The sequence below is a fragment of the Kosakonia radicincitans DSM 16656 genome (assembly GCF_000280495.2).
Lineage (GTDB): Bacteria > Pseudomonadota > Gammaproteobacteria > Enterobacterales > Enterobacteriaceae > Kosakonia > Kosakonia radicincitans.
Genome location: NZ_CP018016.1, coordinates 3,358,750 through 3,375,294, shown reverse-complemented (window position 1 = coordinate 3,375,294; position 16,545 = coordinate 3,358,750). Strand labels below are relative to the sequence as shown.

Genomic DNA, 16,545 nt, shown 5'->3' with positions numbered 1-16,545 from the left:
GGTCGGCTTTTGGCTGTCTGGCGATTAGCCAACAGATGGCGGCTTCGTTGCCGGTGCAGTGGCGGCGTGGGTGGCGCTGTGACCGCCCGCGGAGCCTTTGCCTTCGAAATTGAAGTCAGGACGTACCCAGTCGCTGTGACGCGGCGCTTCCGGTACATAATCCGGTGCAGGCGCTTTGGTCATCGGCGCAGTGGCTACTTTACGGGCGACGGCGGGCACCACAGTTTCTTTAACCGGTTCTGCAACCGGGGCCTGTGATTCTTCGCTAACGACCGGAGCGGTTTCGACGATGGGAGCCGGGGCTTCCTGCGCTGGCGCGGCTTCTTCCGCAACCTCTTCGGCGACGACACGATCTTCTTCGGCAATCAGTTGCGGTTGCTCATCAACCGGCGCGGCAATAACCTCCGGATGACTGGTTTCTACCTCAACGGTTTCTGGCTCAGCGACAGTCTGCTGCGGCTCAACAACGACAGGTTCTGTCACTTCCGTTTCAGCGGCTGGCGCGACAACTTCTGCTTCTGCTGCGGGTTGCTGCTCAACCACTTCGGTTTCTACAGCGCTTACCAGCGCGGCTTCATCCACCATCGGTGCAACTTCCTGCTCAACGGCAACGTTCTCTTCTGCCGCGATCTCTTTCGCCTGCTCTTCCTGAGCGCGCGGAACCGGGTAGCGGATCCATACCTTACCGGAAGCCATTTCAGGTGAAGCACATGCGACGGTTAACGGCATGGCTGACTGCAACGGATAACGCTCGTCACGGTAGCGACGACGGCGCTGGCCGCTGACGCGCAGATGACGCGGAGAACGACGAGAGCGGCGAGGCATCGCATTTTCGCGCGCTTCCGCATTCTCATCCTGATCCTGGCTGGTTTCCACAACGGCCGGGAGATCGACTTTCGCCACTTCAGTACTCTGAGCCATCGTCTCTTCGGTAGTATCCGTGGACTGCGCATCTTCAAAACGTACTTTCTGGCTCAGTTGACGCTGCTTACGACGCGGCATCACCTGTACGCGCTCTTCCTGTTCAGTTTCCTGCTCAGGCTGATCGGCATCGGCACGGTTCAGTTCTTTAACATCCTGCTGTGCCTGACGTTTGTCATCGTTACGGCGACGGTTGCGTTCACGGCGCGACGGTTGCTGCTCATCGCGCTGTTTAGTTTTTTCCGTCTCTTCGACCGCTACTGGCTGACGCGCTTCGCGAGTTTCCACGTTCTGCTGCGATTTCTCGCGGCGATTACGGCGGTTCTCTTCACGACTTTCGCGGTTTTCACGATTCTCACGACCTTCGCGCGCCTCGCTACCTTCAGCGCGGCCATCACGGCGTTCGCTACGATCGCGACGATTGTTCTGGCGCGGTTTGCGACGATCCTGTTGGCGATCTTGTTTCGCTGGCTTTTTCTCTTCCTGGGCTTCGACGGCTGCCGGGGTTTCTTCACCCGCAAACAGACCTTTCAGTGCCGAGAAGAAACGACTGAACAGCCCCGGAGTGGTGGGTTGTACAGCGGCAGGTTCGGCTTTGGCAACTGGTGCAGCAGCGGCGGCAGGCGCTTGCGGCACAGGCGGAACATCTGGCATGACGAACGTCGCCAGCGCAGGCTGCTCAGGCAGTTTACGCTCGGCATACTCTTCTTCCGACGGCAGCGCCATTGCTTCTTCGTGTAGCTTCGGCAGCAGGTAGCTCAGGGTCGGCGTCTCTTCGCCTTTACGCACACGCAGTACGGAGTAGTGCGGCGTTTCCATCTGGTCGTTCGGCACGATCACGCAGCGTACGCCGCCCTGGCGGGCTTCGATAGCGCTGACCGCAGCACGTTTTTCGTTCAGCAGATAAGAGGCGACCTGGACCGGCACAATCGCGTGCACTTCCTGGGTGTTCTCTTTCAGCGCTTCTTCTTCGATCAGGCGCAGAATCGACAGCGACAGCGATTCGTTATCACGAATGGTACCGGTGCCGCTACAGCGTGGGCAGACGTGGTGGCTGGATTCGCCCAGCGATGGGCTCAGGCGCTGACGAGACATCTCCAGCAGGCCAAAGCGGGAAATATGGCTGATCTGAATACGGGCGCGGTCCTGACGTACGGCTTCGCGCAGACGGTTCTCAACAGCGCGCTGATGGCGAACCGGCGTCATATCGATAAAGTCAATGACAATCAGACCGCCGAGATCGCGCAGGCGCAGTTGGCGGGCGATCTCATCGGCTGCTTCCAGGTTGGTGTTGAAGGCGGTTTCTTCGATATCGCCACCGCGGGTTGCGCGTGCGGAGTTGATATCGATAGCCGTCAGTGCTTCCGTGGAATCGATAACAATGGAGCCGCCGGACGGCAGACGCACTTCACGCTGGAAGGCAGATTCAATCTGCGACTCAATCTGGTAGTGGCTGAACAGCGGGATTTCACCGGTGTACAGTTTGATTTTGCTGCTGAAATCCGGACGACCCAGTGCGGAGATATGCTGGCGGGCCAGCTCAAGCACTTTCGGGTTGTCGATGAGGATTTCGCCAATGTCCTGGCGCAGGTAGTCACGGAAAGCACGAACGATGACGTTACTTTCCTGATGGATCAGGAACGGCGCTGGACGGCTTTCAGCGGCTTTCTGGATAGCTTCCCAGTGTTTCAGGCGGAAACTCAGATCCCATTGCAGCGCTTCGGCGGATTTACCCACACCGGCTGTGCGTACAATCAGCCCCATGCCATCCGGCAATTCGAGGCTGGAGAGGGCTTCCTTTAATTCAGTACGATCGTCGCCTTCAATGCGGCGAGAGATGCCGCCAGCGCGCGGGTTATTCGGCATTAACACCAGATAACTGCCCGCAAGGCTAATAAACGTGGTCAGCGCAGCGCCTTTATTGCCACGCTCTTCTTTATCAATCTGGACGATGACTTCCTGGCCTTCACGCAGCACATCTTTGATATTAGGACGGCCATGAGCGTTGTAATTGGCGGGGAAATATTCGCGCGCGATTTCTTTGAGGGGGAGAAAACCGTGTCGTTCAGCACCGTAATCAACGAAGGCGGCTTCAAGACTCGGCTCAATGCGGGTGATTTTACCTTTATAGATGTTCGCTTTTTTCTGTTCGTGCCCCGGACTTTCGATATCCAGATCGTACAGGCGCTGCCCATCCACAAGGGCGACACGCAACTCTTCTTGCTGAGTTGCGTTGATTAACATTCTTTTCATCGTAACTTACTCATTATTCTTACATTGACGACTAAGCTGCGGGCAAGATAACGCCTTTCCGGGGAGAACCGATGGCCTCGAGACTATTCACGTCGCCAACCTCACGGTTGTCGCTCGCTTAAGAGGCGCAGTGTGTCGGTTGCCTGTATTTCCTGTGGAAAATACAGCGCAATTATCAGGGGAACAGCCTGGGAAAAACTCTCCAGAGAAGATTCCATCTACCGGTAAGGACTGCAACCCGCAGCCCGCTAACTGCCTGAAAGTTCAATACGTCTTACGCCATTGCTGCGTGTATGATCGGACAGGCAAAACTGGTCATTCCGCTTATTTTGCTTGTTTCAACAAGATTCAACACGGAAAACCGCAACATTATTCCCTGCGAACCCTCTTATAGCAAGCTGACTTTTACCATTTATCACCCGGTTACTCACAGTTTTTTCACCTCTGTACGGAGATTGGTTTAATAACCACCGAATCAGAAGAATCTAACGCCAGTATCCAGGTGCGAATGTAAATATAAGCATAGAAAAATGAGTGGCGCTAATCATCATGGCTATTTAGAATCGCCTCCCATGAAAACTGAGACACCATCCGTAAAATTTGTTGCTATTTCCGCTGACGAAGCGGGGCAACGCATCGATAACTTTTTACGCACCCAATTAAAAGGTGTGCCGAAAAGCATGATCTACCGCATTCTGCGTAAAGGCGAAGTGCGGGTGAATAAAAAACGCATCAAACCGGAATATAAACTGGAAGCCGGTGACGAAGTGCGCATCCCGCCAGTGCGCGTTGCTGAACGCGAAGAAGAGGCGGTTTCACCGCATTTGCAGAAAGTTGCGGCACTGAGTGACGTTATTTTGTACGAAGACGATCATATTCTCGTTCTCAACAAGCCGTCCGGTACAGCGGTACACGGCGGCAGCGGCCTGAGTTTTGGCGTGATTGAAGGTCTGCGCGCGCTGCGTCCGGAAGCCCGGTTCCTCGAACTCGTTCACCGCCTCGATCGCGATACTTCCGGCGTTCTGCTGGTGGCCAAAAAACGTTCGGCGCTGCGTTCGCTGCATGAGCAACTGCGTGGCAAAGAGATGCAGAAAGATTATCTCGCGCTGGTGCGCGGTCAGTGGCAGTCACATGTAAAAGTGGTGCAGGCACCGTTGCTGAAGAATATTCTGCAAAGCGGTGAACGCATTGTACGCGTCAACAGTGAAGGCAAGCCGTCGGAAACACGTTTTAAAGTGGAAGAGCGTTACGAGTTTGCGACGCTGGTACGTTGTAGCCCGGTAACCGGTCGTACGCACCAGATCCGCGTACATACGCAGCATGCGGGTCATCCGATTGCTTTTGACGACCGTTATGGCGATCGTGAATTTGACAAGCAACTGGCAGCAACCGGTTTGTCACGTCTGTTTTTGCATGCGGCAGCGCTGAAATTTACCCATCCAAATAGCGGTGAGACGTTACGTATTGAAGCGCCGCTCGATGATGAACTAAAACACTGTTTGCAGGTGCTGCGCAGCGGCAAATAAGCGTTTCCCCCTCCGGTACGAGGGGGGAAGCAACAGGTCAGGGCTTCAGCCACTTATCCAGCCACGGAAAGACTTCATCCTGCTGTTCACGGTAAAAAACATGCCCCAGTTGTGGCCAGGTTCGGGTGACGAGTTTGTCGTCGGCGTGCTGCGATTTCCAGACGCGGTGCACTTTGGCAAAGGCCTCCTTTACCGCTTCCTGCGGGAACAGTTTGTCCTGGCCGCCGCTGAATATCAGCATCGGTTTAGGCGCAGCGATACTGGCAATGTCCGGAATATCCATCTGCGCAGGCATTCCCGGGTGGAGCATATAAAAGGCAGACTGGCCGCGCAGCACATTATTGCCTGGTTGCATCAGGCCGTTATACGTACCAAACCATGAGATCACGGCGGTCGCCGCCACTTTGTCGCTCAGTGCTGCCAGTTGCCAGGCGCGAAAACCGCCCATCGAGAAACCCAGCACGCCCACACGTTGACTGTCCACTCCGGCATATGAGGCGATAAAGTCTACCGTGCGCATATCTTCATAAGCCATTTCGCCTGCCAGAGAACGGCCAAGGTTGAAATAGTTACTGGCCAGCGCCTGCTGCTGCTCGTAGACCATTGGCCCGCGATCGCCCCAACCCGGGCTGTCAATGGCGATGACGGCATAGCCACGGCTGGCCAACTCATCACCGATAAATTTCCCGCTGAAAAATTTGTCAGCCCAGGCTTGCGCGCTGGCGAGCTTTCCTGCATCGCCCCAGGGACGGATCAGCTTCTCTTTACCGATATCAAATTTCGAACCGTGATCGTGTAACAGCACTACTGCGGGGTGAGGTCCCGGGGATTTCGGCATTAGCAGCAGCGCCGCAATACGATTATCGTCGGTGATATTAAGTGCCAGTTTTTCTGCAGTGTAACTGCCACGATCTTCTTTGCTGAGAATTTCTGGCGCGAAAGGTTTCGTCGAGGTCGGGGTAAGCAATGCTGCGCGGAACAGCTGGCGGCTAAGGGTTTGCCACTGAGTAAAATCTTTATAGTGGCCGGAGAGCCAGGAATGGGGGTAATGCATCTCTGCTTTCAGCGTTTGCCATGAAGCGGGGAGGTTACCTTCGACCACTCCCTGCGTTTGCCACGGTGCCTGCGCAATGGCATTCGCGGCGCCGAAAAGCGTCAACAGCAGCGCCATTTTATTGAATATCTTCATCACCTCTCCTTAAATTAAAACGGTGTTTTAATAATGGAGGTGAATGTAGCTTTTGCTCAAAAAAGAAACTGTGATCGCTAAAGCATTAGTTTAACAAGGGGTTACACTGTTCACGACGTAGCATCTGGCACAGCGCGATCAGCGGCAAACCGACCAGCGTGTTGGGATCCCGGCCTTCAAGACGCTCAAACAGCGCAATGCCTAACCCTTCGCTTTTGAAACTACCTGCGCAGTTCAGCGGATGCTCTTTACGGATATAGTCTTCGATTTCCTGCTCGCTTAAATGACGGAAATGGACGTCGAAAGGCTCACATTCAGTCTGCAAATGACCGGTGGCCGAGTTATATAGCGCCAGGCCAGTATAAAATGTGACAATATTTCCGCGGGCTTTCATCAATTGCTGGCGGGCATTTTCTTCCGTATGCGGCTTGCCGGTTATTTCACCGTCCAATACGCACACCTGATCGGAACCAATAATCAGATGCTGAGGATATTTTTCCGCCAGCGATTGCGCTTTTTCCTGCGCCAGACGCAGCACCAGATGACGCGGTGCTTCGCCTGCATACGGGGTCTCATCAGCCTGCGGCGCGGCGCATTCAAACGCTAAGCCAAGCTTTTCCAGAAGCGCACGGCGGTATGGGGAGGTCGATGCGAGAATAATTTGCGACATATTTTTTTCACCAAATATGGCTTAACAATGAGAGGCATTTTAAACTGTAGGCCGCAATGTGTGCGAATTATTGGCAAAAGGCAACCGTAGGCTGCCTTTTTCTTTGACTATATGACGTTACAAAGTTAATATGCGCGCCCTATGCAAAAGGTAAAATTACCCCTGACTCTTGATCCGGTTCGTACGGCTCAAAAACGCCTCGATTACGAGGGTATCTATACCCCCGAACAGGCGGAGCGTGTCGCCGAATCTGTAGTCAGCGTAGACAGTGATGTGGAGTGCTCCATGTCGTTCGCTATCGATAACCAGCGTCTGGCGGTCCTGACCGGCGATGCGAAGGTAACGGTATCGCTCGAATGCCAGCGCTGCGGGAAACCGTTCACCCATCAGGTCTACACAACGTATTGTTTTAGTCCTGTGCGTTCAGACGAGCAGGCTGAAGCACTGCCGGAAGCGTATGAACCGATTGAGGTTAACGAATTCGGCGAAATCGATCTGCTGGCGCTGGTTGAGGATGAAATTATTCTCTCCTTGCCTGTAGTTCCGGTGCATGATTCTGAACACTGTGAAGTGTCCGAAGCGGACATGGTCTTTGGCGAATTGCCTGATGAAGCGCAAAAACCAAACCCATTTGCCGTATTAGCCAGCTTAAAGCGTAAGTAATTGAGGAGTAAGGTCCATGGCCGTACAACAGAATAAACCAACCCGTTCCAAACGTGGCATGCGTCGTTCCCATGACGCGCTGACCGCAGTCACCAGCCTGTCTGTAGACAAAACTTCTGGTGAAACCCACCTGCGTCACCACATCACCGCCGACGGTTTCTACCGCGGTCGCAAGGTTATCACTAAGTAATCACGCGCAAGCGTGATTAAGCTTAGTGAGGATTTCCCCGCGAAAGCGGGGATAGACCGAACCAGGCTGCGACGATACCTTGACACGTCTAACCCTGGCGTTAGATGTCATGGGGGGCGATTTTGGCCCGTCCGTGACAGTGCCTGCAGCTTTGCAGGCACTGAACTCTAATTCACAGCTCAACCTTCTTTTAGTCGGCGATCCCGACGCTATCACGCCATTACTTGCCAAAGCTGATTTCGAGCAACGCTCACGCTTGCTTATCATTCCTGCACAGTCAGTTATTGCCAGTGATGCCCGGCCCGCGCAAGCGATCCGCACCAGTCGCGGTAGCTCGATGCGTATGGCGCTGGAATTAGTGAAAGAAGGTCGTGCCCAGGCTTGCGTCAGCGCAGGCAATACCGGCGCGCTGATGGGGCTGGCGAAAATGTTGCTCAAACCGATTGAGGGGATTGAGCGTCCGGCGCTGGTGACCGTTCTGCCACATCAGCAGAAGGGCAAAACTGTCGTGCTGGATCTCGGCGCGAATGTGGATTGTGACAGTAGAATGCTGGCGCAGTTTGCGGTAATGGGGGCGGTGATGGCCGAGGAGATCCTGGGTATCGCTAACCCTCGCGTGGCGCTGCTGAACATTGGTGAAGAAGAAACCAAAGGTCATGACAATATCCGTGATGCAGCGGCTCTGTTACGATCGGTTCCCTCAATGAACTACATTGGTTATCTGGAGGCGAATGAACTTCTGACTGGAAAAACGGATGTGTTAGTTTGTGATGGTTTTACGGGAAACGTCACATTAAAAACCATGGAGGGGGTTGTCAGGATGTTTCTTTCGCTGCTGAAATCACAGAGCGAAGGGCAAAAAAGGTCGTGGTGGCTGGTTTTATTAAAACGTTGGTTACAAAAAAGCCTGAGCAGGCGATTCAGTCACCTCAACCCCGACCAGTATAATGGCGCCTGTCTGTTAGGATTGCGCGGCACTGTGATTAAAAGTCACGGAGCAGCGAATCAGCGAGCCTTTACCGTCGCGATTGAACAGGCAGTGCAGGCGGTGCAGCGGCAGGTTCCACAGCGAATCGCCGCTCGCCTGGAATCTGTGTATGCGCTTTCGGCATCATCCGCCCAGGGCGACGATAACCGGAATGTGTGTATATTACCCAAGAGTGACTGAGCGTACATGTATACGAAGATTATTGGTACCGGCAGTTATCTGCCTGAGCAGGTTCGAACAAACGCCGATTTGGAAACAATGGTGGAAACCTCTGACGAGTGGATTGTCAGCCGTACAGGGATCCGTGAGCGTCGTATTGCTTCGGCAAACGAAACTGTCTCAACCATGGGCTATGAAGCCGCTAAACGCGCGCTGGAAATGGCCGGCATCGATAACGATCAAATTGGCCTGATTATTGTGGCGACAACCTCTGCAACGCACGCTTTTCCGAGCGCGGCGTGCCAGATCCAGAATATGCTGGAAATCAAAGGTTGTCCTGCCTTCGACGTTGCCGCAGCATGTGCAGGGTTTACCTACGCGTTGAGCATCGCCGATCAATATGTAAAATCCGGCGCGGTAAAACATGCGCTGGTGATTGGATCTGATGTGCTGGCGCGCACATTAGATCCAAATGATCGCGGTACCATTATTCTGTTCGGCGATGGTGCAGGTGCGGTGGTATTGAGTGCTTCGGAAGAGCCGGGCATTATCTCAACCCACATGCATGCTGACGGTAGCTACGGTGAGCTGCTGACGCTGCCGAACCTCGACCGCGTGAATCCGGAAAGCCCGACCTATTTAACGATGGCGGGCAACGAAGTGTTTAAAGTCGCGGTGACGGAACTGGCGCGAATTGTTGATGAAACATTAGCCGCTAATAACCTTGAGCGAAGCTCGCTGGATTGGCTGGTGCCGCACCAGGCTAACCTGCGTATTATCAGCGCCACAGCGAAAAAGCTTGGCATGGCGATGGATAACGTTGTGGTTACGCTGGATCGTCATGGCAACACCTCTGCGGCTTCTGTTCCCAGCGCACTGGATGAGGCGGTACGCGATGGGCGTATCAAACCTGGCCAGCTAATTCTGCTTGAAGCGTTCGGCGGCGGGTTTACCTGGGGTTCCGCGCTGGTTCGTTTCTAAGTATTAAGGATAAGAAGATGACGCAATTTGCTTTTGTTTTTCCGGGGCAGGGTTCCCAGACCGTCGGTATGTTGGCGGATATGGCGGCAGCTTACCCGGTCATTGAAGAAACGTTTGCCGAAGCCTCTGCGGCTCTGGGTTATGATCTCTGGGCACTGGTGCAGCAAGGCCCGGCAGAAGAGCTTAATAAAACATGGCAGACTCAGCCTGTACTCCTGAGTGCATCTGTCGCGCTGTGGCGCGTGTGGCAGCAGCAGGGTGGCAAAACGCCGGTACTGATGGCAGGGCATAGCCTGGGCGAATATTCCGCGCTGGTATGCGCCGGTGTTATTGCTTTTGCCGATGCTGTACGTCTGGTTGAGCTGCGCGGCAAATTCATGCAGGAAGCCGTACCGGAAGGTACCGGCGCGATGTCAGCTATCATCGGTCTTGATGATGAGTCTATTGCAAAAGCATGTGAAACTGCGGCTGAAGGCCAGATTGTTTCTCCGGTGAACTATAATTCCCCGGGGCAGGTAGTTATCGCAGGCCATAAAGAGGCCGTTGAACGTGCCGGCGCAGCCTGTAAAGCCGCTGGTGCTAAACGTGCATTGCCGCTGCCTGTAAGCGTGCCGTCTCACTGCGCGCTGATGAAACCGGCTGCCGAAAAACTGGCTGTTGAACTGAACGCTATTCCATTTAATGCGCCGCAGATCCCGGTTATTAACAATGTGGATGTGAAGTGCGAAACGTCGCCGGAAGCCATCCGCAGTGCACTGGTGCGCCAGTTGTACAGCCCGGTGCAGTGGACGAAAAGCGTTGAGTTTATGGCGTCGCAGGGCGTTGAGCACCTGTATGAGGTTGGCCCGGGTAAGGTTCTCACCGGCCTGGCAAAACGTATTGTTGACACACTGACGGCATCGGCTATCAATGAGCCGGCTGCGATGTCAGAAGCACTCGCGCAATAAAAGAGGAACACCATGAGTTTTGAAGGAAAAGTCGCGCTGGTTACCGGTGCAAGCCGCGGAATTGGTCGTGCCATTGCTGAGACGTTAGCCGCTCGCGGCGCAAAGGTTATTGGTACCGCGACGAGCGAAAATGGCGCGCAGGCTATCAGTGATTATTTAGGTGCGAAGGGTAAAGGTCTGCTGCTGAACGTGACCGATGCCGCATCTATTGAATCGGTTCTGGAGAACATTCGCGCTGAGTTTGGCGAGGTTGATATTCTGGTTAATAATGCCGGGATCACTCGTGATAACTTGCTGATGCGCATGAAAGATGATGAGTGGAACGATATTCTCGACACTAACCTTTCATCTGTTTTCCGTCTGTCAAAAGCGGTAATGCGGGCTATGATGAAAAAGCGTCATGGGCGTATTATCACTATCGGTTCTGTGGTTGGTACCATGGGAAATGCTGGTCAGGCCAACTACGCTGCGGCGAAAGCGGGTCTTATCGGTTTCAGTAAATCGCTGGCGCGTGAAGTTGCGTCCCGCGGTATTACGGTAAACGTTGTTGCTCCGGGCTTTATTGAAACGGACATGACGCGTGCGCTCTCTGACGATCAGCGTGCGGGTATCCTGGCGCAAGTTCCTGCGGGTCGCCTTGGCGGTGCTCAGGAAATCGCCAATGCGGTTGCATTTTTAGCCTCTGACGAGGCGGGTTACATCACTGGTGAGACTCTGCACGTCAACGGTGGAATGTATATGGTCTAACCACGATTAAAATCATTTGCGTTATGAGGGCGAAAGGCCTCAAAATAGCGTAAAATCGTGGTAAGAACTGCCGGGATTTAGTTGCAAATTTTTCAACATTTTATACACTACGAAAACCATCGCGAAAGCGAGTTTTGATAGGAAATTTAAGAGTATGAGCACTATCGAAGAACGCGTTAAGAAAATTATCGGCGAACAGCTGGGCGTTAAGCAGGAAGAAGTTACCAACAATGCTTCCTTCGTTGAGGACCTGGGCGCTGATTCTCTTGACACCGTTGAGCTGGTAATGGCTCTGGAAGAAGAGTTTGATACTGAGATTCCGGACGAAGAAGCTGAGAAAATCACCACCGTTCAGGCTGCCATTGATTACATCAACGGTCACCAGGCGTAAGTGAACATCTCCAGGCGGTCACTCGACCGCCTGAGTTTTATCTAGTGCTATCCCTCGAATCTCTTTTTTATCCCTCCCTGGAGGATGAACGTGTCTAAGCGTCGTGTAGTTGTGACCGGACTTGGCATGTTGTCTCCTGTCGGCAATACCGTAGAGTCTACCTGGAAAGCTCTTCTTGCCGGTCAGAGTGGCATCAGCCTGATCGACCATTTCGATACTAGCGCCTATGCAACCAAATTTGCTGGCTTAGTAAAGGATTTTAACTGTGAAGACATTATCTCGCGCAAAGAACAGCGCAAGATGGATGATTTCATTCAATATGGAATTGTGGCTGGCGTTCAGGCCATGCACGACTCCGGCCTGGTTATCACGGAAGAAAATGCTTCTCGTGTTGGTGCCGCGATCGGTTCTGGTATCGGCGGTCTGGGCTTGATTGAAGAGAACCACAGCTCCCTCGTTAAGGGCGGTCCGCGTAAAATCAGTCCGTTCTTCGTACCGTCTACAATTGTTAACATGGTGGCAGGTCACCTGACTATCATGTTTGGCCTGCAAGGCCCAAGCATCTCCATTGCAACGGCCTGTACTTCAGGCGTGCACAACATCGGCCATGCTGCGCGTATTATTGCTTATGGCGATGCCGATGCGATGCTGGCTGGTGGTGCAGAAAAAGCCAGCACCCCGCTGGGCGTAGGTGGCTTTGGTGCAGCGCGTGCGCTGTCTACCCGCAACGATAATCCTCAGGCTGCAAGCCGTCCGTGGGATAAAGAGCGTGACGGTTTTGTCCTCGGCGACGGCGCTGGCATCATCATGCTGGAAGAGTATGAGCACGCAAAAAAACGCGGTGCGAAAATCTATGCTGAAATCGTCGGCTTCGGTATGAGCAGCGATGCTTATCATATGACGTCACCGCCGGAAAACGGCGCTGGCGCGGCCAAAGCAATGGTGAATGCGCTGCGTGATGCGGGCATTGGACCAGGCCAGATTGGCTATGTCAACGCACACGGTACCTCTACGCCAGCAGGCGATATTGCTGAAGCTCAGGCGGTGAAAGCGGTGTTTGGCGATGCCGCGCGTAGCGTCATGGTGAGTTCAACCAAATCCATGACCGGGCACCTGTTAGGCGCGGCCGGTGCAGTAGAGTCCATCTACTCCATTCTTGCGCTGCGCGATCAAGCTGTACCGCCAACCATCAACCTGGATAACCCGGATGAAGGTTGCGATCTGGACTTCGTACCGCACGAAGCGCGCCAGGTCAGCGGTATGGAGTATACCCTGTGTAACTCCTTCGGCTTTGGTGGCACCAACGGCTCGCTGATCTTCAAAAAAGTCTGATCGCCTTCGCTGTTTTAAAGGCCCGCTTGTCGGGCCTTTTCTATTCAGCTTTCTCCCCTTGTTCTCTGCTTTCCATCCTGCCAAACTGTCCGGCCACACGCTTAAGGAGCCTCTATGTTCTTGATTAATGGCACAGAGCAACGACAGCTTGCAGCCAGTGACCGGGCCATACAGTTTGGTGACGGCTGCTTTACTACCGCGCGTATCCTTGCCGGGCAAATCCAGTTTGCGCCTGCGCATATACAGCGCTTGCGTCTGGCATGTGAACGGCTATTTATTCCTTTTCATGACTGGGATCTACTGGTGCAGGAGATGGCATCGCTGGCACAAGGAAAAGCTGACGGTGTGGTTAAAGTGATCCTCAGCCGTGGTGGCGGAGGTCGTGGCTACAGTGCAGCGAACTGCGATTCACCGACGCGTATTCTTTCTGTTTCAGCCCGGCCCGCACACTACGCGCGATGGCAGCGGGAAGGCGTTACGTTGACGTTGAGCGATGTATGCCTCGGGCGTAATCCGATGCTCGCGGGAATCAAACATCTTAACCGTCTGGAACAGGTGTTAATCCGCGCCGGACTGGAGCAGACCGATGCTGATGAAGCGCTGGTGCTGGACAGCGACGGCTGGATCACCGAATGTTGCGCGGCTAATATTTTCTGGCGGCAAGGGCAGGAGGTTTTCACGCCACGCCTCGACTATGCCGGAGTGGATGGCATCATGCGACAATATTGTATGCGACATCTAGCATCTTCCGGTTTTCGTGTTGTCGAAGTGAATGCCCGCCAGCAAGCGCTGGCGCAGGCCGAGGAAGTGGTTATTTGTAACGCGTTGATGCCGGTCGTCCCCGTTCGCCAATGGGGAGAACTGCGTTGGTCAGCGCGTGATTTGTACCAATTTTTAGCCCCACTGTGTGAGCAGATAAATCAGTCATGAGGAAAATGTTACGCGTTGTTCTCCTGCTGCTGACGGTATTAGTGATTGCAGCAGGAGCCGGAGTCTGGAAGGTTCGTCAACTGGCGGATTCCACGATCCTTACCAAAGATGAAATCATTTTTACCCTGCCAGCCGGAACCGGCCGGGTGGCGCTGGGTGAATTGCTGTACCAGGAAAAAGTCATCAATCGCCCGCGTGTTTTCCAGTGGTTGTTACGCCTGGAGCCTGATTTGTCGCACTTCAAAGCGGGGACCTACCGTTTTACGGCGGGCATGACCGTGCGTGAAATGCTGCAATTATTGGCCAGCGGCAAAGAGGCGCAATTTCCGCTGCGTCTGGTGGAGGGAATGCGTCTGAGTGATTATCTGAAGCAGCTACGTGATGCGCCATATCTGAAGCACACGCTGAAGGATGATGATTATGCCACTGTCGCGCAGGCGCTGAAGTTGGAGCATGCAAACTGGGCGGAAGGCTGGTTCTGGCCGGATACCTGGATGTATACCGCAAATACGACGGATGTTGCGCTACTCAAGCGCGCGCACCAAAAGATGGCGCGAGCCGTTGAACAGGTCTGGGAAGGGCGCATGGACGGCCTGCCGTACAAGGATCAGAACCAGTTGGTAACCATGGCGTCCATCATTGAAAAAGAGACGGCTGTGGCCAGCGAACGCGATCAGGTTGCCTCGGTCTTTATTAACCGCTTACGCGTCGGAATGCGCCTGCAAACCGATCCGACGGTGATCTACGGGATGGGCGCGCGTTATAATGGTAAGCTGTCGCGCGCCGACCTGGAGGCTCCGACGGATTACAACACCTATGTGATTAGCGGCTTGCCGCCAGGACCGATTGCCACGCCAGGTGAAGCCTCGCTGAAAGCGGCAGCGCATCCGGCGAAGACGCCATACCTCTATTTTGTGGCCGACGGGAAGGGTGGACACACATTTAATACCAACCTCGCCAGCCATAACCGGTCAGTGCAGGACTATCTGAAAGTGCTTAAGGAAAAAAATGAGCAGTAAATACATCGTTATTGAAGGGCTGGAAGGCGCCGGTAAAACGACGGCACGCGATGTCGTCGTCGAAACGCTGAAAGAACTGGGCGTCAGCGAGATGATATTTACGCGCGAGCCGGGCGGTACGCTGCTGGCAGAGAAGCTGCGCAGTCTGGTGCTGGATATCCGCTCTGTTGGTGACGAAGTGATTTCTGATAAAGCCGAAGTCCTGATGTTTTATGCCGCTCGTGTTCAACTGGTGGAAACGGTGATCAAACCGGCGTTGGCGCGCGGTTGCTGGGTCATTGGCGATCGGCACGATCTTTCTACTCAAGCCTACCAGGGCGGCGGTCGTGGCATTGATCAAGGCATGCTGGCGACGTTGCGCGATGCCGTGCTGGGCGATTTTCGCCCGGATTTAACTCTGTACCTTGATGTCACCCCTGAAGTGGGCCTGAAACGCGCCCGCGCGCGCGGCGAGCTGGATCGTATTGAGCAGGAGTCGCTGGATTTCTTCAATCGCACCCGTGCACGTTACCTTGAGCTGGCCGCGCAGGATGCTTCTATTCGCACGGTGGATGCCACGCAACCGCTGGATGACGTTGTGCGCGCTATCCGTCAGACAGTTACCGCATGGGTGCAGGAGCAGGGCGCATGAAATGGTATCCGTGGCTGCGACCGGACTTTGAACAACTGGTCGCCAGTTATCAAAGCGGACGTGGGCACCACGCGTTACTTATTCACTCGCTGCCAGGTATGGGGGAAGACGCGCTGATCTATGCGCTCAGCCGTTTTCTGCTGTGCCAAACACCGGAAGGACACAAAAGCTGCGGCCACTGTCGCGGCTGTCAGTTGATGCAGGCCGGAACTCACCCGGATTACTACGCACTGGCGCCGGAAAAAGGCAAAACCACGTTGGGCATTGATGCGGTGCGTGAAGTGAGTGAAAAACTCTACGAGCATGCTCGTCTTGGCGGGGCGAAGGTGGTCTGGATTCAGGACGCCGCGTTATTAACCGATGCTGCCGCCAATGCATTACTGAAAACGCTGGAGGAGCCACCAGCCCAGACGTGGTTCTTTCTTGCCTGCCGCGAGCCCGCTCGGTTACTGGCTACGCTGCGCAGCCGCTGCCGCTTGCATCACCTTGCGCCACCGGCGGAAAGTTATGCCAGCGCATGGCTTAGTCGGGAAGTGACGGTGTCACAAGATGCTATCCTCAGCGCGCTGCGTCTGTGCGCCGGGTCGCCTGGCGCGGCTGAAACGTTGTTGCAGGAAGAGCACTGGGCGCAGCGTCAGGCACTCTGCCTGGCGATTGAAAACGCGCTAAATAGCGGTGACTGGTTCGCCATGCTGACGGCGCTTAACCACGATCGGGTGGCGGAGCGCTTGCAATGGGTCTGTGCGCTGTTCCTCGATGCTCTGAAAGCACAGCAGGGGGCGACATTGCTGACCAACGTTGATGTGCCAGACCTGGTACACAACCTTGCCCGTCAGTTACGCGGTGAGACATTGCATGCTCTGCTGCATGCTGTATTTACTTGCCGTGAGCAGTTGCTGAATGTCGTGGGAGTGAACCGCGAACTGCTGCTCACCGATCTTTTATTAACACTGGAACGGTACCTGCAACCAGGCGCTACGCTTCCGGTATCCCACCTTTAAGAGAGAC

16 protein-coding genes are annotated in these 16,545 nt (G+C 54.4%); 13 read left to right on the top strand and 3 right to left on the bottom strand.

Annotation, left to right across the window (positions count from 1 at the left end; all coding sequences use genetic code 11):
- Positions 1 to 24: 24 nt before the first annotated feature.
- Positions 25 to 3,174 (bottom strand): ribonuclease E, encoded by a 3,150-nt coding sequence (gene rne, locus Y71_RS16215; RefSeq protein ID WP_007374487.1) that lies wholly within the window; start codon positions 3,172 to 3,174, stop codon positions 25 to 27.
- 572 nt (positions 3,175 to 3,746) lie between these two features.
- On the opposite strand from rne, the gene rluC reads away from it, so the two are divergent.
- Positions 3,747 to 4,700 carry a 23S rRNA pseudouridine(955/2504/2580) synthase RluC gene (gene rluC / locus Y71_RS16205; RefSeq protein ID WP_007374490.1) on the top strand — a complete coding sequence of 318 codons (954 nt, stop codon included), beginning with the start codon at positions 3,747 to 3,749 and terminating at the stop codon, positions 4,698 to 4,700.
- A gap of 37 nt (positions 4,701 to 4,737) precedes the next feature.
- Here rluC and Y71_RS16200 read toward each other — a convergent pair whose 3' ends face one another.
- Positions 4,738 to 5,871, bottom strand: coding sequence for a dienelactone hydrolase family protein (locus Y71_RS16200; RefSeq protein WP_007374491.1), 1,134 nt, complete (start codon positions 5,869 to 5,871; stop codon positions 4,738 to 4,740).
- 103 nt (positions 5,872 to 5,974) lie between these two features.
- Positions 5,975 to 6,559: a Maf family protein gene (locus Y71_RS16195; protein ID WP_007374492.1), complete on the bottom strand. Its 585-nt coding sequence runs from the start codon at positions 6,557 to 6,559 to the stop codon at positions 5,975 to 5,977.
- 141 nt (positions 6,560 to 6,700) lie between these two features.
- Between Y71_RS16195 and yceD the strand changes: the two genes are divergently transcribed.
- The 12 genes from yceD (at position 6,701) to holB (ending at position 16,538) form a co-directional block, all read left to right on the top strand.
- On the top strand, positions 6,701 to 7,222 hold the full coding sequence (yceD, locus tag Y71_RS16190) for a 23S rRNA accumulation protein YceD (protein WP_007374493.1): 522 nt from the start codon (positions 6,701 to 6,703) through the stop codon (positions 7,220 to 7,222).
- Positions 7,223 to 7,238: 16 nt separating this feature from the next.
- The gene (gene rpmF / locus Y71_RS16185; protein ID WP_007374494.1) at positions 7,239 to 7,412 is read left to right on the top strand and encodes a 50S ribosomal protein L32; all 174 of its coding nucleotides are present in this window, start codon (positions 7,239 to 7,241) and stop codon (positions 7,410 to 7,412) included.
- A gap of 79 nt (positions 7,413 to 7,491) precedes the next feature.
- The gene (gene plsX / locus Y71_RS16180) at positions 7,492 to 8,580 is read left to right on the top strand and encodes a phosphate acyltransferase PlsX (protein WP_072440991.1); all 1,089 of its coding nucleotides are present in this window, start codon (positions 7,492 to 7,494) and stop codon (positions 8,578 to 8,580) included.
- 6 nt (positions 8,581 to 8,586) lie between these two features.
- Entirely contained in the window at positions 8,587 to 9,540 is a 954-nt protein-coding gene (locus tag Y71_RS16175) for a beta-ketoacyl-ACP synthase III (RefSeq protein ID WP_007374496.1), read from the top strand.
- Positions 9,541 to 9,557: 17 nt separating this feature from the next.
- Complete coding sequence (gene fabD, locus Y71_RS16170) at positions 9,558 to 10,487, top strand: ACP S-malonyltransferase (RefSeq protein ID WP_007374497.1); 930 nt, start codon at positions 9,558 to 9,560, stop codon at positions 10,485 to 10,487.
- Between the two features lie 12 nt (positions 10,488 to 10,499).
- The gene (gene fabG, locus Y71_RS16165) at positions 10,500 to 11,234 is read left to right on the top strand and encodes a 3-oxoacyl-ACP reductase FabG (protein WP_007374498.1); all 735 of its coding nucleotides are present in this window, start codon (positions 10,500 to 10,502) and stop codon (positions 11,232 to 11,234) included.
- A 154-nt stretch (positions 11,235 to 11,388) separates the two neighbouring features.
- Positions 11,389 to 11,625 (top strand): acyl carrier protein, encoded by a 237-nt coding sequence (gene acpP / locus Y71_RS16160; RefSeq protein WP_000103754.1) that lies wholly within the window; start codon positions 11,389 to 11,391, stop codon positions 11,623 to 11,625.
- 90 nt (positions 11,626 to 11,715) lie between these two features.
- On the top strand, positions 11,716 to 12,957 hold the full coding sequence (gene fabF / locus Y71_RS16155) for a beta-ketoacyl-ACP synthase II (protein WP_035943608.1): 1,242 nt from the start codon (positions 11,716 to 11,718) through the stop codon (positions 12,955 to 12,957).
- A gap of 114 nt (positions 12,958 to 13,071) precedes the next feature.
- Positions 13,072 to 13,887, top strand: a complete 816-nt coding sequence (gene pabC, locus Y71_RS16150) for an aminodeoxychorismate lyase (protein ID WP_007374500.1) — start codon at positions 13,072 to 13,074, stop codon at positions 13,885 to 13,887.
- Positions 13,884 to 14,906 (top strand): cell division protein YceG, encoded by a 1,023-nt coding sequence (gene yceG, locus Y71_RS16145; RefSeq protein ID WP_007374501.1) that lies wholly within the window; start codon positions 13,884 to 13,886, stop codon positions 14,904 to 14,906. The genes pabC and yceG overlap by 4 nt, the downstream gene beginning before the upstream one ends.
- The gene (gene tmk, locus Y71_RS16140) at positions 14,896 to 15,537 is read left to right on the top strand and encodes a dTMP kinase (RefSeq protein ID WP_007374502.1); all 642 of its coding nucleotides are present in this window, start codon (positions 14,896 to 14,898) and stop codon (positions 15,535 to 15,537) included. Before yceG ends, tmk begins: the two co-directional genes overlap by 11 nt.
- A complete protein-coding gene (holB, locus tag Y71_RS16135) occupies positions 15,534 to 16,538 on the top strand; it encodes a DNA polymerase III subunit delta' (RefSeq protein WP_007374503.1) in 1,005 nt (334 codons plus the stop codon). The genes tmk and holB overlap by 4 nt, the downstream gene beginning before the upstream one ends.
- The last annotated feature ends 7 nt before the right edge of the window (positions 16,539 to 16,545 follow it).